Raw genomic sequence first — 20,226 nt, 5'->3', positions numbered from 1 at the left:
GATAGAATATTACAGCAAAAGACGATTATCCGAATTTATCAACATGATATTCACAATATCCACAGGAAAAGAGGTCTTAAAGTGAATGATTTTATATTAGTTTACAAGAAACGTTCGTCTTTCAGGAGAAATCAGCATAAAAATGCAAGAAAAATCATGTTATTCTTGGGAGAGAAGTGGTACACTAGTGTTGACTATAATTTCGAAAAGAGGGAACCCAGTGAGAATAGCAATTTCTTCTGATCACGGAGGCAATAACTTACGTCGTGAGATTATGCAGCTGTTAGATGAGCTAAATGTTAGCTACGAAGATTTTGGTCCACAATCTGCGGATTCAGTAGACTATCCTGATTATGCAAAACCAGTTACTGAAGGTGTTGCTAGCGGGGAATTTGATAAAGGTATTTTAATTTGTGGTACAGGCATTGGTATGTCCATTGCTGCAAATAAAGTTAAGGGGATTCGTTGTGCTTTAGTACATGATTTATTTAGTGCAAAAGCAACGCGTTGCCACAACGATTCAAATATTTTAGCAATGGGTGAGCGTGTTATTGGGCCAGGCCTTGCACGTGAAATCGCTAAAGTATGGCTTGAAACAGATTTTGAAGGTGGTCGTCATACGCGACGCATTGAAAAAATCACTGAGCTTGAGCAATAAAAAAAGCAATTAAGTTTGTTAACATATGTCCTACGCTAGAAAGTTTCTTCAAAGAGCTTTTTAGCTGTGTGACATAAATAATTTAGAAATAAGGGGCTGAGCATAGTGGTTGTACAACAAATACGAACACATTTGACTCAGTTACTCAGTGAATTTGAAGAGCAGGTAACCCTACGACCAAATACTATTTTTGTTGTAGGTTGCTCGACATCTGAAGTGATTGGTCAGAAAATTGGCACAGCAGGCGCGCTTGAAATTGGAGAGGCGATTTTTGAGCCGTTGCAGGCATTTGCAAAGAAACATCAACTACATCTAGCGTTCCAAGGATGTGAGCATATTAATCGTGCTATTACAATGGAAGCTACAACGGCAGAACAATTTGGTTATGAACCAGTAGCAGTTGTACCAGTTCGTACAGCAGGTGGCTCGATGTCCGCTTATGCGTTTACGCAATTTACAAATCCAGTTGTTGTGGAAGCTGTGCAAGCACATGCAGGTATTGACATTGGTCAAACACTCATAGGTATGCATTTAAAGGCAGTAGCTGTTCCAGTTCGTACTTCTGTGCGAATGGTAGGAGAAGCGGTTGTAACAATTGCAACAACACGTCCGAAGCTGATTGGCGGAGAGCGTGCAGTATATAAATAAAATTACCTCTGAAATCAGTGGTATACAAATAATGATTATACTTAGGAGGCTTTTTAAACATGGCATACGAAAAATTAGCAGTACAAGACAAAGCAGTATTAGACGGAATTCTTGCGGAAAAAAAACGTCAACAAGCAAATATTGAGTTAATCGCATCAGAAAACTTTGTATCAGAAGCAGTAATGGAAGCACAAGGTTCTGTTCTAACAAATAAATATGCTGAAGGTTATCCAGGTAAACGCTACTATGGCGGTTGTGAACACGTAGATGTTGTGGAAGATATCGCACGTGATCGTGTGAAAGAAATCTTTGGTGCAGAATATGCAAACGTACAACCACACTCAGGTGCACAAGCAAACATGGCTGTATACCACACAATTTTAGAACCAGGTGATACAGTACTTGGGATGAATTTATCTCATGGCGGTCACTTAACACATGGATCTCCTGTAAACTTCTCAGGTATTCTATATAACTTCGTTGAATATGGCGTAACAAAAGATACTCAAGTAATCGATTATGAAGATGTACGCCAAAAAGCGTTAGAGCATAAGCCAAAACTAATTGTTGCAGGAGCATCTGCATACCCACGTGAAATCGATTTTGCTAAATTCCGTGAAATCGCTGATGAAGTAGGAGCATATTTCATGGTGGATATGGCACATATCGCTGGTCTTGTAGCTACTGGTGAGCACCAATCCCCAGTGCCATACGCTGATTTTGTAACATCTACAACACATAAAACATTACGTGGCCCACGTGGTGGTTTAATCCTTGCTTCGAAAGAATGGGAGCAAAAGCTTAACAAATCTGTATTCCCAGGTATCCAAGGTGGACCATTAATGCACGTAATCGCTGCAAAAGCTGTTGCATTCGGTGAAGCATTACAACCAGAATTCAAAGAGTATACAAAACAAATTAAAGCGAATGCTAAAGCTTTAGCAGAAGTATTAATGGCAGAAGGTGTTGAAATTGTATCTGGTGGTACAGATAACCACTTGTTACTTCTTAATGTGAAATCTCTTGGCTTAACAGGAAAAGTAGCAGAGCACGCACTTGATGAAGTAGGGATTACAACAAATAAAAATACAATTCCTTACGATACAGAATCTCCATTCGTAACTTCTGGTATCCGCATTGGTACACCGGCAGTAACATCTCGTGGCTTCAATGAAGAAGACATGAAAGAAGTTGGTGCAATTATTGCTACGATTCTTAAAAACCCAGAAGATGAAGCGGTTAAAACTGAAGCGAAAGCTCGCGTAAAAGCTTTAACGGACAAACATCCATTATACGCATAATTTAATAGAGTAGATAAGGCTGTGGTTAAAGTGGTAGATTGCACTTTAACCGCAGCTTTTTTTTGTTGCCGCTGCTTCTGCCGCTACGCTTCGCGCAAAAACCATCTGCCGCTGCCACTTCGCTTTCGCGCAAAAACCATCTGCTGCTCAAAGTGGCTCACGGATACTCCTAAGAAAGGACTTAGTGGAATGGAAAATCAACCACGCGTTTCGATAATAAGTTATTTTTCGCTCGCATGGAAATAAAATACTTTTATTTTTGAATTTATTTACATAAACTTAGTATAAAAGGATATATTATAGGAGAGATAGACAGATAGTGTCCTTATTAAGAAGTGTTTTTTATAAAAGTGACAATTTATTGAATTTTTATGTACAATGTAAGAAGGATTTAAAGTGATAGAGGGAGGAGTGGCTGTATGGTTACTAAAACGATGTCCATAGAAAATGAAATGTTATTAAATACAATTCGTAGATTAGGGGATAATTCTAAAGAAAGTTACGTTATTTTTGATGCGACAAATAATCATGGCGTATTGGAATGTAATGATTCTTTTTGTACGCTGACAAATACTACGCATTCTCAAATAATAAATAGCGATTATTTTTCATGGTTGTCAAACGAAGAACAGACAACTATTGAAAAGATTAAACAAAAAATACATAGCGGAGTACTGGTACAAGCAAAATTGCACCATAGTTGCTTCGATAAACCTCTTTTTAGGGCAGAGATACAGGCACTCCCATTTCAAAATGATAAAAATGAAACCTTATTTGTTTTAATACTTGTAAAGGATGTTACGCACTATCACAACGAGGAATTTTTAATGCGCCTTGAGAAAGCTATGTACGAAGCGATTGAAAAGGACAATTCCTTTGATAAAAAGATGAGCATTATTTGCAGTGGTCTAGATGAATTTTTCATGCCGAATATATCAAGTATGGTACTTGTCAAAACGGAGGCAGATCAATTACAGATTTTTAGAGGGAACGATAAAATAAAAGGTTTATCCGAGTGTTGTGCAAACAATGGCTTTTTTAAGAAAGTTATGCAAGGGGAGACATCCATTCTAGTGAAGAACTTGGATGATATTGATATTCCAATAGAACATAAAATGTTTACCAATGCATCTAAAAAGCCATTTGGATGGTTTATGCCGATATACAATCAACAACAGCAAGCAATTGGACTGTTTGCGATATTGTTAGAGCAGCATAGTAGTGACCAGAAGGTTTTTGAATGCATGTTTCGAAAAATCGGTGCTCTTGTTGCATTGGCATACTCGTATGCAAAAACGCAAAAAAAGATATGGGATTTAGCCTATATCGATATCACAACGGGGCTACCTAATCGACATGGTTTTTTAAATAAGGTAGAAAAAGAGTGCAGGCAAAATGGCAACATCAAAATCTTAAAGCCAAGCGAATTTCATCAAATTGTCGAGTTATATGGTCGTGAAGCGGGAGACGAGCTTTTAAGACAAATTGCCAAACGTCTAGATGAAGAGAAGTATGAGCATAACGAATATATTGCTAGATTTACAAGCTCTAGTTTAATCATTTCAAATGCGACATCTGAAGAAGATTTCTTCTATTATGAAAGGCGTATAAAAGAGATTATTCGTCAGCCTTTCATTATAGGTGGAAAGAAAATTTATATTACGTTAAAAACTGGTATTGCTTTATATAACGATGAGATCAAAATGGCTGATGCGATTCGCTTTGCAGATAATGCGGTATCCTTTGCTGCCAATAAACCAGGTACTCATACAGAAATATTTACACAAGAAAGAAACGATGTGCTTGAGCAACAAATGACCGTGTTAAACCATTTGGCACAGGCATTAAAAAATAAAGAGATCTCGGTAAATTTGCAGCCAAAGGTTGATTTACGGACAGGTGAAATTCATAGTATTGAAGCGCTTGCTCGCTGGATTTCCCCAAAACTAGGTTTTGTGTCACCGGCAATCTTTATTCCAGTGGCGGAAAGTGCGGGAAAGGTACGCGAAATCGATGTTCAAATATTAGAGCTTGTTCTTTCATGGTTAGCAGAGCGCAAAAAATTAGGGAAAAAAATAGTGAAGGTGGCAGTCAATATTTCGCCTGATCATTTTTACTATGCTAATTTTGTACAGGATACATTGGGGCTTGTCCGGAAATATGATATTGATCCGAAATATATCATTTTAGAGGTGACGGAAAATATTGGCCTAGTAGATTTTCAGGCCGCTTTTTCTATTATCCAGGAATTAAAGGGTTACGGTTTTAAAACGTCGGTGGACGACTTTGGTACAGGCTTCTCATCACTCAGTTATTTGCAAAGACTGCCGTTTACTGAATTAAAAATAGATCGAAGCTTTATTAATGCTATTGATGATGGTGCGACACTTGCTATTGTCCGATCCATTATTCAATTAGCATTAAACCTAGGAATGACTTCGGTCGCAGAAGGTATTGAAAATAAAGAGCAAGTTGAGATTTTACGTGCACTCGGCTGTACAGTTGGACAAGGATATTTCTATTACAAACCAATGACAATAGAGCAAGTAGATACAATACTCGATAAATAATCGCTATTATATGTAGAAAACATTCTTGAAAAGGAATTGTCCCAAATTTATTTTTGAGACGACTCCTTTTTTCTGTTATACTAGGTGAGATAAAAATGAATCCGAACGGTTAGGAGAGAATCCCTTTGAGCAAAGTATACGTATTTGATCATCCACTAATCCAACACAAGTTAACTTATATTCGTGATAAGAATACAGGAACAAAAGAATTTCGTGAGCTAGTAGACGAAGTGGCAACATTAATGGCATTCGAAATTACACGTGATATGCCTGTAGAAGAAATTGAAATTGAGACACCAGTTACTATTGCTAAGACAAAAGTACTTTCTGGTAAGAAAATGGCGATTGTTCCGATTTTACGTGCAGGTATCGGCATGGTAGATGGCATATTAAATCTAATTCCAGCTGCTAAAGTTGGTCATATCGGTCTTTATCGTGATCCAGAAACGTTAAAACCTGTAGAATACTATGCAAAACTTCCTGCAGATGTGGAGGAACGTGATTTCATCATTGTAGACCCAATGCTTGCAACTGGTGGATCAGCAGTGGAAGCGATCAACTCACTGAAAAAACGTGGTGCGAAAAGCATTAAATTCATGTGCTTAATCGCTGCGCCAGAGGGTGTAAAAGAAATTCAAGAGCAACATCCAGATGTAGATATTTATATTGCTGCACTTGATGAAAAATTAAATGACCATGGCTACATTGTACCTGGTTTAGGTGATGCAGGCGACCGCCTATTCGGTACGAAATAATACTGAATAAATTTTAGTTAAATTCGTTTAGTATGTAATTTTTAGGAAACTTATAACTTTTGAGAGCGTCCTTCATTATTGAAGGACGTTTCATAGTATGTTAGGCGAATTACTTCTCTTGAAGTTCGACGCTTGCCTCATATGACGCAGATCAATGGAAGTAAAGCACTTTTCATACAAATATAACAAAGGACGGTGCAAATCGTTTTGACGAAAAAATGGAAAGTAATGACGATTTTTGGTACGAGACCAGAGGCTATTAAAATGGCCCCACTAGTATTGGAATTACAAAAGCATCCTGAGCAAATAGAGTCGATTGTGACGGTAACAGCCCAACATCGCCAAATGCTCGATCAAGTTTTAGAAACATTTAAAATTACACCTGACTACGATTTGAATATTATGAAGGATCGTCAAACATTAATTGACGTGACGACGAATGCATTACAAGGCTTGGACAAAGTCATGAAAGAAGCGAAACCAGATATTGTTTTAGTACATGGCGATACAGCAACAACTTTCATTGCAAGCTTAGCTGCATTTTATAACCAAATTGCTATCGGTCATGTGGAAGCAGGTCTTCGAACTTGGAATAAGTATTCACCATACCCAGAGGAAATGAATCGCCAGTTAACAGGTGTTATGGCTGACCTTCATTTCGCGCCGACAGAAGTATCAAAGAAAAACCTTTTAGATGAAAATAAAAACTCTGAAACTATTTTTGTCACAGGTAACACAGCTATCGACGCATTAGCGACAACAGTAAGTGAACATTATACACATCCTGTGTTAGAAAAAATAGGTTCGGATCGTATGATTTTATTAACAGCACATCGTCGTGAAAATCTAGGTGAACCTATGCGTCATATGTTCAGAGCGATTACTAGAATTTTAGCAGAGCATGAGGATGTACAGGTTGTTTACCCAGTCCATATGAACCCAGCTGTACGAGAAATAGCGAATGAAATTTTAGGAGATCATAAGCGTGTTCATTTAATTGAACCTCTTGAGGTCTTCGATTTCCATAACTTTGCGGCTAATTCTTATATGATTTTAACGGATTCTGGTGGTGTCCAAGAGGAAGCACCTTCATTAGGTAAACCAGTTTTAGTACTTAGAGATACAACAGAGCGCCCAGAAGGTATTGCAGCAGGGACTCTAAAGCTAGCAGGAACGGAAGAAGAAACAATCTACTCTTTAGCTAAGCAATTAATAGAAGATAAAAATGCTTATGAAGCAATGGCGAAAGCGTCAAATCCTTATGGTGATGGACATGCTTCTGAACGTATTGTGAAGGCTCTTCTAGGATTTTTGCAAAAAAGCAAGTAATATCCCTTTTTAAAAATGAAAAATGAGTCTAATGTACTAATCGTGATAGGTGGGCTAATTTACGAGCATATATGTGTCGTAAATTAGCTTTTTTTTGCACAAACGTGACCCATGATTTTGAAACTATGAATTTTCATACACAAATTTGTCAACAATTTGACAAGAGTATAGTGGCTGTGAAGTTTTTCTCCTTTACTAATTGACTTCAAATATCTCCTATTGTATGCTTACAAAGGGTAAGAATGATAAGGGTTTCTATTCGTAAATAGTGGTTGAAACACTTGTTACATCAAGTTTCTACTAAATTGACAGTTCAAACCAGAAACTGTCGATTTGCAACGTTTTGTGCGTTTCGGGGTGTAAGATATTTTTTTGGATTTACACCTGTAATTTCAAAATGACGCTCTCCCGTTACTATTCCGCTGTGAGTAGTGTTTTTCACTGCTCTTTTCTGATTTCACATAGTGGTCAGCAAATGTTTCTTTACTCGAAAAAATGATTCAGGAGATTACAAACCAATGCTAGATTTGCATCACATTTTTGCTGTGCAGAAGAGAGCGTTATTTTTTTTGCTCGCACTCTGTGCATTAGGCTGGGGATTTACGCCCTATCAGACGTTTTTTGCGGGCATCGCAAGCGGTGCATTCTTTGGTACGTATAATTTTTGGATTTTAGTTCGCCGTATGGAGAAGTTTGATCGATCCATTAGTGAAGGGAAGAAAATAGGCTCACTTGGTACAATGCTTCGCTTTGGATCAGGTGTAGCGGCAGTCGCTCTAGCCATTTCGTTGCCAAACTATTTTCACTTAATTAGCACGGTCATAGGGCTAATGATTCCGTACTTTTTTCTCTTTGTCGAGAGAATTGTGTCACATGTAAGGAACCGCTAATGTGCTTTAAATTAGAAAGAGAGGTGAAAAATAACAATGAATCATGAAGCTCCATTAAAAGTAGTTGATTTCGGTTTGTTTACTCTAACATTCAACCTTTCAACTGTTATGATGTTACTAGTTGCAGCCGTAATCGTTTTCTTAATTGCATTTATCTCAACTAGAAGCCTAAAGTTAAAACCTACAGGTATGCAAAACTTTATGGAATGGATTATGGATTTCGTAAAGAACATCATCAAAAGCAATATGGACTGGAAAACTGGTGGACGATTCCATATTTTAGGTATCACGTTAATTATGTTTATCGCTGTATCTAACTTATTAGGTCTTCCATTCTCTATCGTCTATGACGGCGAACTTTGGTGGAAATCTCCTACAGCCGACCCAACTGTTACAATGACTCTTGCAGCAATGATTTTAGCCTTAACACATTTCTATGGTATTAAAATGAAGGGGACAGGCCATTATGTTGGTACATTCTTCAAACCAATGTCATTCATGTTCCCGCTAAAAATCGTTGAAGAGTTTGCGAACACTTTAACATTAGGTCTTCGTCTTTACGGTAACATTTATGCAGGTGAGATTTTACTTGGCTTAATCGCAGGCCTAGCAGCATCAGGTGCTGTTGGATTCATCGGGGCAATTGTTCCAATGATGGCATGGCAAGGTTTCTCTATTTTCATCGGCTTTATCCAAGCCTTTATCTTCACAATGTTAACAATGGTTTACATGGCTCATAAAGTGAGCGATGACCATTAATATAAAGCATAAATATTATGCTTAAACCAAAAAAAACAAACAATTCCAAGGAGGAAATTTTCAAATGGGTTTATTAGCAGCAGCAATCGCAATCGGTCTAGGTGCACTTGGTGCAGGTATCGGTAACGGTCTTATCGTTTCAAAAACAGTAGAAGGTATCGCTCGCCAACCAGAAGCACGTGGCGTTCTTCAAACTACAATGTTCATCGGGGTAGCATTAGTTGAGGCCCTACCAATCATCGCAGTTGTAATCGCATTCATCGTAATGAACAAATAATTCAGTTGTATACTGAATTCTAGTGGCGAAGCAGGAATCTCCAGATGAAACTTCGCCATTCATTTTGGAACTGATAAAAGCTATGTGTAAATATAGCTTTTTAAAATAGGTAGTTTTTCAAGTAATTAATTTATTATGTTGAAGTCAAAGCTCTTGAAGGGAGTGAAACAATCGTGTTTTTAGATTATCTTGTACTAGGCAGCGCTGAGCCAGGTTTCAATGGTGGCGATATCGCCGCAACATTAGTGATCTTCTTAGTGTTAATGCTTTTACTTAAAAAGTTCGCTTGGGGTCCACTTATGGGCATCATGCAACAACGTGAAGAATTAGTAGCTAGTGAAATCGAAGCAGCTGAAAAAGCCCGCAAAGATTCGCACCAATATTTAGAAGAACAAAAGAGCCTTCTTAAAGAAGCTCGTACGGAAGCACAATCGATTGTTGAAGGCGCTAAGAAGCAAGGCGAAGTGCAAAAAGAAGAAATTCTTACTGCAGCTCGCAATGAAGCAAACCGCTTAAAAGAATCGGCTTTACGTGAAATTGAGTCTGAAAAAGAAAAAGCTATTGCAGCTGTACGTGATGAAGTCGTTTCATTATCTGTACTTGCAGCATCTAAAGTCCTTAGCAAAGAAATTTCTGAGGCTGACAACCGTGCTCTAATTGAAGAGACGATTGCGAAGGCAGGGGAAGCTCGATGAGTAATTCAACTGTAGCAAAACGTTACGCACAAGCGCTTTTTGAATTAGCGCAACAAAAAAACATTCTTGCTGAAGTTGGAGCAGACTTAAACGAGCTAACAAAAGTAGTCAAAGAATCTCCTGATTTTTTAACACTTTTAAATGCTCCTAAGTTCTCTATCGAACGTAAGAAACAAATGGTAGCTGAAATCTTTGCAAGTGCAACTCCAGATGTTTTACACACAGTTCAACTACTTGTTGAGAAAAAACGTGTAAACGAAGTGAAGCTTATTGCGAACGCATATGCTGAGCTTGCTGCACAGGCACAAGGTACTGCAGATGCAACAGTATTCTCTACTCGTGCACTTTCTGCTGAAGAAAGCACTAATATTTCTGCAACATTTGCGAAACTTGTAGGGAAACAATCATTAAACATTACAAACGAAATTGATCCATCGCTTCTTGGTGGTATTCGTGTTCAAATCGGTAATCATATTTATGATAGCTCAGTAGCGAACAAGCTTGAGCGCCTAAAACGTGAATTAATCGGTTAATAATTTAGAAATGTGAGAGGTGACATACATGGGCATCAAGGCTGAAGAAATCAGCAGTCTGATTAAACAACAGATTGAGAATTATGAATCTGAACTTAAAGTAAGCGAAGTTGGTACAGTTATCCGTATTGGTGACGGTATCGCACTTGCTCATGGCCTCGACAACGCCATGGCTGGAGAGCTTTTAGAGTTCTCTAACGGTGTTATGGGTATGGCTCAAAACCTAGAAGAAGGTAACGTTGGTATCGTAATCCTAGGTCCATATGCTGACATCAAAGAAGGCGATGAAGTTCGTCGTACAGGTCGTATCATGGAAGTACCAGTTGGTGAAGAACTAATTGGCCGTGTTGTAAACCCACTTGGTCAACCAGTGGATGGACAAGGTCCAATCAACACAACAAAATCTCGTCCAATCGAAAGTCCAGCTTTCGGTGTAATGGCTCGTAAATCAGTACACGAACCACTACAAACTGGTATCAAAGCGATTGACGCTTTAGTACCAATCGGTCGTGGTCAACGTGAGTTAATCATCGGTGACCGTCAAACTGGTAAAACATCAGTAGCAATCGATACAATCTTAAACCAAACTGGTGAAAATATGATTTGTATCTATGTTGCTATCGGTCAAAAAGAATCAACTGTACGTGGTGTAGTTGAAACGTTACGTAAGCACGGTGCATTAGATTATACAATCGTTGTAACTGCTGCTGCGTCTCAACCAGCTCCATTACTATACTTAGCACCATTTGCTGGTGTTTCTATGGCAGAAGAATTCATGTTACAAGGTAAGCACGTATTAATCGTGTATGATGATCTTTCTAAACAAGCATCAGCTTACCGTGAACTTTCACTTCTTCTACGCCGTCCTCCAGGTCGTGAAGCATACCCTGGTGACGTGTTCTACTTACACAGCCGTTTACTTGAACGTGCTGCGAAGTTAAATGAAACATATCAAAATGGTTCTATTACAGCTCTTCCATTCGTTGAGACACAAGCTGGGGATATCTCTGCATACATCCCAACTAACGTAATCTCAATTACTGATGGACAAATTTTCTTACAATCTGACTTATTCAACTCAGGTGTACGTCCAGCGATTAACGCCGGTCTTTCTGTATCACGTGTAGGTGGATCTGCTCAAATTAAAGCGATGAAAAAAGTTGCGGGTACTCTACGTCTTGACTTAGCTGCATTCCGTGAGCTTGAATCATTTGCTCAATTCGGTTCAGATTTAGATAAAATCACACTTGCTAAACTTGAGCGTGGTAAACGTACGGTTGAAGTGCTTAAACAAGACCTAAACAAACCACTTAAAGTTGAAAAGCAAGTTGCTATCCTTTATGCATTAACTAAAGGTCACTTAGATGATATTCCAGTACAAGATATCGTTCGCTTTGAAGGTGAATTCTTAAGCTGGTTAGAAACAAACCACACAAACGTTTTAGATCACGTTCGTACTACAAAAGAACTTGCTCCTGATGCTGATTACGTAGCAGCTTTAACTGAGTTCAAAAAAACTTTCGCTAAATCAGAATAAGTTCGAGCTAGTCACTTGATTAAAAAACAAAAGGTGGTGAAATATCAGTGGTAAACTTACGCGAAATAAAAGGTCGTATTAATTCTACAAAGAGTACGAAACAAATTACGAAAGCGATGCAGATGGTTTCTTCTTCCAAGTTACGTCGTGCAGAGCAAAACGCTAAAGCGTACGTTCCTTACATGGAAAAAATCCAGGACGTAGTAGGCGCAATCGCTTCAGGGACAAAAGACAGTGGACATCCAATGTTAACTGCTCGTCCTGTTAAGAAAACAGCTTACTTAGTCATTGGTTCTGACCGTGGTCTTGCAGGTGCTTACAATTCAAGTATCCTACGTCAAGTACAACGTACAATTGACGAGCGTCATAAATCAAAAGACGAATACGTTATTTTAGCAGTAGGTCGTGTTGTTCGTGACTACTTTGTGAAACGTGATCATAATGTCATCAGCGATGTTGTCGGTCTTCCGGACCAACCAACATTTGCTGATATTAAAGAAATCGCTCGTAAAGCTGTTGGTATGTTCACTGATGGTACGTATGATGAACTTTATATGTACTACAATCACTTTGTCAGCGCTATTGCTAGCGAAGTGACAGAGAAAAAACTTCTTCCATTAACGGATCTTGCACCTGCTAGCAGTAATGCTTCTTACGAATTTGAGCCATCTGGTGAAGCAATTCTAGAAGTATTACTTCCACAATACGCGGAAAGCTTAGTTTACGGCGCATTATTAGATGGAAAAGCAAGTGAACATGCTTCTCGTATGACGGCTATGAAAAATGCAACTGATAACGCATCTGATCTTATTTCAGACCTTTCATTGCAATATAACCGTGCACGTCAAGCGGCGATTACACAAGAAATTACAGAAATCGTTGGTGGAGCTGCAGCCTTAGAATAGGCCCAGCTTCCCAATGTCGTATTAGAATACGATAGGAGGATACACAGTAATGATTAAAGGACATGTTATTCAAGTAATGGGTCCAGTTGTTGACGTAAAATTTGACAATGGCCAATTACCAGCAATCTATAACTCACTAACAGTTAAGATTGAACGTCCTAATGAAGAACCAACAATTCTTGCATTAGAAGTTGCTCTTCATTTAGGTGATGATTCTGTTCGTACAATTGCAATGTCATCTACTGATGGCTTACAACGTGGAGCAGCAGTAACAGACTCAGGAAAAGCTATCTCAGTACCAGTTGGTGAAGTTACTTTAGGTCGTGTATTCAACGTACTTGGAGAAGTAATCGACTTAGGTGAAGAGATTCCAGCTGACGTTCGTCGTGATTCAATTCACCGCGAAGCACCAACTTTCGATGAACTTTCAACTACAGTTGAAATTCTTGAAACAGGTATCAAAGTAGTAGACTTATTAGCACCATATATTAAAGGTGGTAAAATCGGTCTATTCGGTGGTGCCGGTGTAGGTAAAACTGTATTAATCCAAGAATTAATCAACAACATCGCACAAGAGCACTCAGGTATCTCTGTATTCGCTGGTGTAGGTGAGCGTACTCGTGAAGGGAACGACTTATTCTTCGAGATGAGCGATTCAGGCGTTATCAAGCAAACAGCGATGGTATTCGGTCAAATGAACGAGCCACCAGGTGCACGTATGCGCGTAGCTTTAACTGGTCTTACAATGGCAGAATACTTCCGTGATGAGCAAGGTGCTGACGTACTTTTATTCATCGACAATATCTTCCGTTTCACACAAGCAGGTTCTGAGGTTTCTGCCCTATTAGGTCGTATGCCTTCTGCGGTAGGTTACCAACCAACACTTGCAACTGAAATGGGTAAATTACAAGAACGTATCACATCTACTAACAAAGGTTCTGTAACTTCTATTCAAGCGATTTATGTACCAGCCGATGACTATACTGATCCGGCTCCGGCTACAACTTTCGCCCACTTAGATGCAACTACTAACCTTGAGCGTAAATTATCAGAAATGGGTATCTACCCTGCGGTTGACCCATTAGCTTCGACTTCTCGTGCTTTATCACCAGAAATCGTAGGCGCTGAGCACTACGCAATCGCTACTGGCGTACAACGTACAATCCAACGTTACCGTGAATTACAAGATATCATTGCTATCTTAGGTATGGATGAATTATCTGATGAAGATAAACAAACAGTAGAACGTGCTCGTCGTATTCAATTCTTCTTATCTCAAAACTTCCACGTTGCGGAACAATTCACTGGTCAAAAAGGTTCTTATGTACCTGTTAAAGAAACTGTTCGCTCATTCAAGGAAATCCTTGATGGCAAATGGGATCACCTACCAGAAGATGCTTTCCGTCTAGTTGGATCTATTGATGAAGTGGTTGAAAAAGCGAAAAGCATGGGCGTAGAGGTTTAATACTAGGGACGAGGAGGAAAAAATATGAAGACAGTTCTAGTCAATATTGTCACTCCCGACGGCCCAGTATACGATTCTGAAGTATCAATGGTAATCGCTAAAACAACTTCAGGTGAAATCGGTGTTCTTGCAGGCCATATTCCTATGGTTGCTCCACTTGCAATTGGTGCAGTGAAGCTTAAAAAAGAAGACGGTTCAACTGAACTAGTTGCCTTAAGCGGTGGTTTTATTGAAGTTCGCCCTGAAAAAATCTCAATTTTAGCGCCATCTGCTGAAATTGCTGAAAGCATCGATGTTAAACGTGCTAAAGAAGCCGTTAAACGTGCTGAAGGTCGTCTTCAAGATAAACAAGATAACATTGATTTCAAACGTGCTGACCTAGCATTAAAACGTGCGTTGAATCGTATCAACGTTCATGAGGGTAATATCTAATTCAAATTTTAACGGGCAGATTCAACATCTGTCCGTTTTTTAACATTATCTCAAATGTACCGTTTAAGCATTGGCAAGAGGAATTATTATGGAGGAACAAACATGGGAATTTATGAGGCAATAGGGCAGGAAGCTTTAATAGGTATTTTATCGCATATATTTTTTATCGCTATTACCTTTTATGCGCTACAAGCATTTATGTTAGAAAAGCTCTTTAAGAAGAATAAAGTATTTCAAGTCCAACTAATTTATATTTTATTAAGCATTGCGGTAGGATCAGCCGTTTCAAATTTCTTTCTCCAAATTTCAAAGTGGTCAGGGAATCTTCCGTATTTATTTTAATAGACCCTCTATGTTAAGTATTAAATCTACATATTTCACAGGACTTTATAACATAATTTATGTGGTCCTTTGAAATATGTAAAAAAGAAATTTGTGAGATTTTGTTTTTTGTTCACATATCTTTGGGTATATATATAAAATTAACGCTTATCTCCCGTGTTATTGGTCATTCACAAAAAAAAAAATCATGCGTACAATAAATAAATAGCAAAATATTAAAAAATGCCGTAAAATAGTGATTTGGATGCTTGAACGAGCGTCAGAAAAGTTGTACTATAGAGTTGTTTGTTTACTGATTATGACATTATACTTCTTTTTAAAATAAAATTTTGATAGGTTAATAGATTGAATTCGGAGGGACATAGGGTGGAAAAAATAATAGTGACTGGCGGCCAACAGCTACAGGGGAAAGTACGCGTAGAGGGCGCAAAAAATGCGGTGTTACCAATCCTAGCAGCAGCTTTACTTGCTTCTAAAGGAGAAAATGTAATTAAGGAAGTCCCTAACTTAGCAGACGTCTTTACTATAAATGAAGTACTAAAAAGTCTAAATGCGGCTGTTACATATATACCTGAGGATAATACAGTATATATAGATACAACAAAAGAACTTTCTAGTGAAGCTCAATTTGAATATGTTAGTAAAATGCGTGCATCGATTTTAGTGATGGGTTCTTTACTTGCTCGAAATGGCTATGCTCGTGTTGCATTACCTGGGGGCTGTGCAATCGGTTCCCGTCCAATTGAGTTACATTTAAAGGGCTTTGAGGCTATGGGAGCAAAAATTTCTTTTGGTCATGGTTTTGTAGAGGCGAAGGCAGACGGACGTTTAAAAGGCGCAAATGTGTATTTGGACTTCCCTAGCGTTGGGGCAACAGAAAATATTATGACGGCTGCAGCGTTAGCGCAAGGAACAACTGTAATTGAAAATGCAGCGAAAGAGCCTGAAATTGTAGATCTTGCAAACTTCATTAATAGTATGGGTGGCCGTGTTATCGGTGCAGGTACGAATACGATTCGTATCGAAGGAGTCGATACATTATATGGAACAGAACATCATATTATTCCTGACCGTATTGAAGCTGGCACATTTATGGTTGCAGCAGCAATTACAAAAGGTGATGTAACGATTGAAAATGCAGTTCCAGAACATATGACAGCATTAATTGCAAAGATGCGTGAGATGGGTGTAGAAATCACTGAGCTAGATGAAGGAATCCGCGTACGCGCTTCTAAAACATTAAAAGCAGTTGATATTAAAACTATGCCACATCCAGGTTTCCCGACAGATATGCAATCTCAAATGATGGCCTTGATGTTAACTGCTGAAGGTACGAGTATAATTACGGAAACGGTTTTTGAAAATCGTTTTATGCATGTTGAGGAGTTCCGTCGTATGAATGCCAGTGCTAAAATAGAAGGACGTTCTGTGTTTATCGAAGGGCCTATAAATCTTCAGGGTGCTGAAGTAATGGCGACTGATTTACGAGCTGCGGCTGCACTAATTTTAGCAGGACTTGTATCTGAAGGTATAACTAGAGTTACAAAACTGCATCACTTAGATCGTGGTTATGTCGATTTCCATGGCAAATTGGCTTCACTTGGCGCACAAATTGAACGTGTACCAGTTGAGGATGTTATCATTAAAGAGAAGTCAACTGTTGAATTACCAACAAACTAAATAAATTTCAAAACCCTTTGCATAGGAGCAAAGGGTTTTTTCTTTATAGTTTAGTCCATGCTGGCGAGAGTGATGCTGCAATAGAAAAGAAAGAGGACTAAAACCGTTTTAACAGTGACAATGTATCTGTGGAAAGAAGCGTATTTCCATCATTTAAGAGGATGTGAGGTCCTATTTAGCGATTTTAAAACGTATACCATGTTAAAAGTGAAGTGGCGGCTGGGCGACTCCTTGGGGATCAGCGAAAGAGGAACAAAGGCTAAAACCATCACATCCTGTGAGAACGCCTTCGTGACCAACCTCGTGTCGCTGTCGCTACGTTACACTGCGCTTTCGCACAAAAAACATCTGTTGCCCTGACGCCCCCAGGAAGCTTTGCTCTGTGCGAAAGCGAAGCGGCAGCTACAAATGTTTTCTGTAGCGAAAGCGAAGCGGCAGCTACAAAGCGCCCAGCCGGAACGGAAATTAACTTCAAGTTATGGTGATAAGAGATTTTTAGAGAGCCCTCAATCGTATATTTTGAAAAGTTTCAGCATATTATTCCTTATGAAAAAATGGATAATGAGTATAGGCATGATTTGTTTGATTGGAGCATTATATATGCTTCCTGTGGCATTTGGTGAGAGACGTACGGTTGAGGATTCGCCTGCAACAACAACAGAGCAAGCTTGTGAAATATTCATAGAAGTGGAGGGACAACCGGAGAAAATCCCTTTAGAAACGTATGTGACTGGTGTGATAGCCGCAGAAATGCCTGTTTCATTTAAAAAAGAAGCTTTAAAGGCACAGGCTATTGCCGCAAGGACTTACGCATTGAAATCGACAAATTACGGTAAAATAGCCATCGCTCCTACTGTTGCTAAACAAGTTTTTTACAATAAGGAGCAAAGAAAAGAGAATTGGACTAGCAATTTCCCGGGGAATGAAAAGAAAATTGTCGAGGCTATTAACGAAACGAAAGGACAAGTTCTTCTATATAATAATGAATTAATTACGGCAATGTTTCACTCTACTAGTAATGGTAAAACAGAAAGTGCCTACGAATTTAGTGGCAATGATGTACCATATCTACAAAGCGTTGCGAGTAATTCGGATCTATCATCACCAAAGTTTGCAGCGATGAAAGAATGGACATTGACTGAATGGAATGCACTATGGCCTGTTAAATGGCAGGCAAACGATTTCAACCGTGTACAGTTCTTTTTAAATGATTCGGGACGTGTTGAGCGCATGCAGCTAGGGAAGAATGTATGGTCAGGACGAGAAGTTCGAACACTTTTACAAATATCATCAACAGACTTTAAAATCGCATATAACGCAACTGCTGGAAAAGTGCAGGTGAGCACGAAAGGATACGGGCATGGGGTAGGTATGAGTCAATATGGAGCAGAGGCTATGGCAAGTGATGGGAAAACTGCTACCGAAATTTTACACTACTATTATCAAGATATTGAGATAAAAAAGATAGATGCATGTTTAAAATAACTTCTAGTTGTTCACACTGCAACTAGAGGTGATGAAAATGAGAGAGGATAAAAATAGTAAAACTTCTCAAAATCAAGATGAAAAAGTTCAATTACAGAAGAAACCATGGTTTTGGCCAGTTGTTTACGCTGGTGGTGCTCTAATGCTAGCAGGTTTGCTACTTGGTTACAATAGTCTCGTATCAAAAGTAGAAGAGGCTCCATTACCAGAAGTAGCAGAAGTAGATTCAGGTCCTGTAGTTGAAACCAATGCACGAACAGAAAATATGAAGTACCCATTCAAGGAAGCAAATCTTAATAAAATTCAAGTTTCACAAGAGTTTTATGATGTAGAGGCTAATGCAGAGTCACGTGAAAAAGCACTAATGGTATTTAATCAAACATTTACGACATCTTCCGGTATTTCTCTTTCTATGAATGGTGAAGAATTCGAAGTACTTGCTGCTTTAAGCGGTAAAGTAAAACAAGTAAAACTTGATGCATTTACAGGCAATAAAATTGTTATCGAGCATGCAAATGGTAAGGAAACAAATTATAGCTCTGTAAAAGACATTGCTGTCAAGGAAGGCGATGAGGTAACACAAGGTCAGGTACTTGGAAAAGCGACTGACAATGAGTGGAACCAAGCAGCTGGCGTTCACATGCATTTTGAAGTACTTGAAAACGGAAAATATATTAATCCGAAAAAATTACTAGGCTTTTAACTTAGTTCAGCGGCTGCTAAACTAGAGTAACTCAAGCCCAGCATCGTGCCTACTATCGATTATGCAGAAGCATAATTGATAATAGGCACTTTCTTTTCTCCCAAACAATGAAAATGATCACTTTCAATGAGAGAAACGAATACTAAAAAATGCATAAAAAATCAGTAATTTATCGTGAAAATGTAAAATGTGTTCTGAATAGCTTTGTCTTTACATAATTTGAAGAAATGCGCAGACGTGCATCTGATGCCAAAGCCATTTGTGAATTTGTGTGGAAAGGACGAAGAACGTGCACGAGCACATTCGGAAGCGCTGTATACGCCTCGGTGAATTATTGATTGAGACGCGTGAGACTGTGCGTGTCCTCGCGAAAATGACAGGTTATTCAAAAAGTACGGTGCATAAAGATTTAACAGAGCGACTGCCAACAATTCATGAAGGATTAGCTGAGCAAGTAAAGGAAATACTCGCCTACCATAAGGCCGTACGTCATATTCGCGGAGGAGAGGCAACGAAAAACAAGTGGAAAGAAAGAGCGAGTCATGAATGATTCGTTCTTTTTTTATGCAAAGTAGGACAAGTTAGATACATATTTCCTCATAAAAAGCTACTCACAATAACGTGGGGTTGATTTCCGTTCCGGCTGGGCGCTTTGTTGCTGACGCTACGCTTTCGCACAGATAAAACATTTGTCGCTGCCGCACAGACAACTTCCGCTTCACTGCAGGGTCTCGTCTGTGGCGCTGATCCCCAAGTAGTTGCCCATAGTAGAGAAAAACAGGAATTGTTCCGATAAAACGAGAAAATATTCCGATAAAAGCTAAAATTGTTCCGATAAAACGAGATTTTGTTCCGATAAATCTTCAAAGTATTCATATAAAAATGAATTCATCACAATAACGTATGGTTGATTTCCGTTCCGACTGCGCTTTGTTGTTGCTGACGCTTCGCTTTCGCACAGAGCAAAGCTTCTTGGGGGTGTCCGATGAGCCGCTTCACTGCAGGGTCTCGGGCCAACAGATGTTTTTTGCGCGAAAGCGAAGCGGCAGCGGCACCGATGTTGGTCACGAAGGCGTTATCACAGGATGTGATGGTAGCCTTCATTCCTCTATCGCTAATCCCCGAGGAGTCGCCCATCCTCCACTACAATCAACATAATCACATAAATACGCTTGAAAAGTGTCAGCTCAAACTTTCGATGATGAACCAAATAAAAAATTGTTTAGGCAATTTCTTCTTTTCGATAACTGTTCATATAATTG

At 39.0% G+C, this 20,226-nt stretch carries 20 protein-coding genes; all 20 read left to right on the top strand.

All coding sequences use genetic code 11. The annotated features are described in order from the left end of the window. The first annotated feature begins 220 nt into the window (after positions 1-220). Positions 221-658: a ribose 5-phosphate isomerase B gene (rpiB, locus tag ACFXN8_RS07760; RefSeq protein ID WP_386844109.1), complete on the top strand. Its 438-nt coding sequence runs from the start codon at positions 221-223 to the stop codon at positions 656-658. A gap of 105 nt (positions 659-763) precedes the next feature. After that, a complete protein-coding gene (locus ACFXN8_RS07755; protein WP_386844107.1) occupies positions 764-1,306 on the top strand; it encodes a TIGR01440 family protein in 543 nt (180 codons plus the stop codon). 59 nt (positions 1,307-1,365) lie between these two features. Continuing rightward, positions 1,366-2,607 carry a serine hydroxymethyltransferase gene (gene glyA / locus ACFXN8_RS07750; protein WP_376073624.1) on the top strand — a complete coding sequence of 414 codons (1,242 nt, stop codon included), beginning with the start codon at positions 1,366-1,368 and terminating at the stop codon, positions 2,605-2,607. 419 nt (positions 2,608-3,026) lie between these two features. Continuing rightward, positions 3,027-5,177 (top strand): EAL domain-containing protein, encoded by a 2,151-nt coding sequence (locus ACFXN8_RS07745; protein WP_386844104.1) that lies wholly within the window; start codon positions 3,027-3,029, stop codon positions 5,175-5,177. Positions 5,178-5,302: 125 nt separating this feature from the next. Beyond that, positions 5,303-5,932 (top strand): uracil phosphoribosyltransferase, encoded by a 630-nt coding sequence (upp, locus tag ACFXN8_RS07740; protein WP_386844102.1) that lies wholly within the window; start codon positions 5,303-5,305, stop codon positions 5,930-5,932. A gap of 207 nt (positions 5,933-6,139) precedes the next feature. Continuing rightward, positions 6,140-7,261 carry a non-hydrolyzing UDP-N-acetylglucosamine 2-epimerase gene (gene wecB, locus ACFXN8_RS07735; RefSeq protein ID WP_376073619.1) on the top strand — a complete coding sequence of 374 codons (1,122 nt, stop codon included), beginning with the start codon at positions 6,140-6,142 and terminating at the stop codon, positions 7,259-7,261. Positions 7,262-7,779: 518 nt separating this feature from the next. Continuing rightward, entirely contained in the window at positions 7,780-8,151 is a 372-nt protein-coding gene (locus tag ACFXN8_RS07730) for an ATP synthase subunit I (RefSeq protein ID WP_386844100.1), read from the top strand. A gap of 36 nt (positions 8,152-8,187) precedes the next feature. Next, the gene (gene atpB / locus ACFXN8_RS07725; RefSeq protein ID WP_376073616.1) at positions 8,188-8,910 is read left to right on the top strand and encodes a F0F1 ATP synthase subunit A; all 723 of its coding nucleotides are present in this window, start codon (positions 8,188-8,190) and stop codon (positions 8,908-8,910) included. A 64-nt stretch (positions 8,911-8,974) separates the two neighbouring features. Beyond that, the gene (gene atpE, locus ACFXN8_RS07720; RefSeq protein ID WP_049668022.1) at positions 8,975-9,187 is read left to right on the top strand and encodes a F0F1 ATP synthase subunit C; all 213 of its coding nucleotides are present in this window, start codon (positions 8,975-8,977) and stop codon (positions 9,185-9,187) included. 173 nt (positions 9,188-9,360) lie between these two features. Beyond that, complete coding sequence (gene atpF / locus ACFXN8_RS07715; RefSeq protein ID WP_376073615.1) at positions 9,361-9,882, top strand: F0F1 ATP synthase subunit B; 522 nt, start codon at positions 9,361-9,363, stop codon at positions 9,880-9,882. Further along, positions 9,879-10,415, top strand: a complete 537-nt coding sequence (locus ACFXN8_RS07710; RefSeq protein WP_386844097.1) for a F0F1 ATP synthase subunit delta — start codon at positions 9,879-9,881, stop codon at positions 10,413-10,415. Before atpF ends, ACFXN8_RS07710 begins: the two co-directional genes overlap by 4 nt. Positions 10,416-10,443: 28 nt before the next feature. Continuing rightward, the gene (gene atpA, locus ACFXN8_RS07705) at positions 10,444-11,952 is read left to right on the top strand and encodes a F0F1 ATP synthase subunit alpha (protein WP_053596444.1); all 1,509 of its coding nucleotides are present in this window, start codon (positions 10,444-10,446) and stop codon (positions 11,950-11,952) included. 47 nt (positions 11,953-11,999) lie between these two features. Next, entirely contained in the window at positions 12,000-12,857 is an 858-nt protein-coding gene (atpG, locus tag ACFXN8_RS07700) for an ATP synthase F1 subunit gamma (RefSeq protein ID WP_376073611.1), read from the top strand. Positions 12,858-12,906: 49 nt separating this feature from the next. Continuing rightward, positions 12,907-14,322: a F0F1 ATP synthase subunit beta gene (gene atpD, locus ACFXN8_RS07695; RefSeq protein ID WP_386844094.1), complete on the top strand. Its 1,416-nt coding sequence runs from the start codon at positions 12,907-12,909 to the stop codon at positions 14,320-14,322. A gap of 24 nt (positions 14,323-14,346) precedes the next feature. Next, complete coding sequence (locus ACFXN8_RS07690) at positions 14,347-14,754, top strand: F0F1 ATP synthase subunit epsilon (RefSeq protein ID WP_370078469.1); 408 nt, start codon at positions 14,347-14,349, stop codon at positions 14,752-14,754. 102 nt (positions 14,755-14,856) lie between these two features. Next, positions 14,857-15,096 carry a DUF1146 family protein gene (locus tag ACFXN8_RS07685; protein ID WP_376073608.1) on the top strand — a complete coding sequence of 80 codons (240 nt, stop codon included), beginning with the start codon at positions 14,857-14,859 and terminating at the stop codon, positions 15,094-15,096. 366 nt (positions 15,097-15,462) lie between these two features. Beyond that, positions 15,463-16,776 (top strand): UDP-N-acetylglucosamine 1-carboxyvinyltransferase, encoded by a 1,314-nt coding sequence (murA, locus tag ACFXN8_RS07680; RefSeq protein WP_376073606.1) that lies wholly within the window; start codon positions 15,463-15,465, stop codon positions 16,774-16,776. A 546-nt stretch (positions 16,777-17,322) separates the two neighbouring features. After that, positions 17,323-18,261, top strand: a complete 939-nt coding sequence (spoIID, locus tag ACFXN8_RS07675; RefSeq protein WP_376073603.1) for a stage II sporulation protein D — start codon at positions 17,323-17,325, stop codon at positions 18,259-18,261. A 37-nt stretch (positions 18,262-18,298) separates the two neighbouring features. Further along, positions 18,299-18,964, top strand: a complete 666-nt coding sequence (locus tag ACFXN8_RS07670) for a peptidoglycan DD-metalloendopeptidase family protein (RefSeq protein WP_376073601.1) — start codon at positions 18,299-18,301, stop codon at positions 18,962-18,964. Between the two features lie 289 nt (positions 18,965-19,253). Then, positions 19,254-19,514: a sporulation transcriptional regulator SpoIIID gene (locus ACFXN8_RS07665; protein WP_079559420.1), complete on the top strand. Its 261-nt coding sequence runs from the start codon at positions 19,254-19,256 to the stop codon at positions 19,512-19,514. Positions 19,515-20,226 lie beyond the last annotated feature (712 nt).

The organism is Lysinibacillus sp. NPDC059133 (genome assembly GCF_042755925.1).
Classification (GTDB): Bacteria; Bacillota; Bacilli; order Bacillales_A; family Planococcaceae; genus Lysinibacillus.
This window is presented reverse-complemented; position numbering and strand designations above follow the sequence as displayed.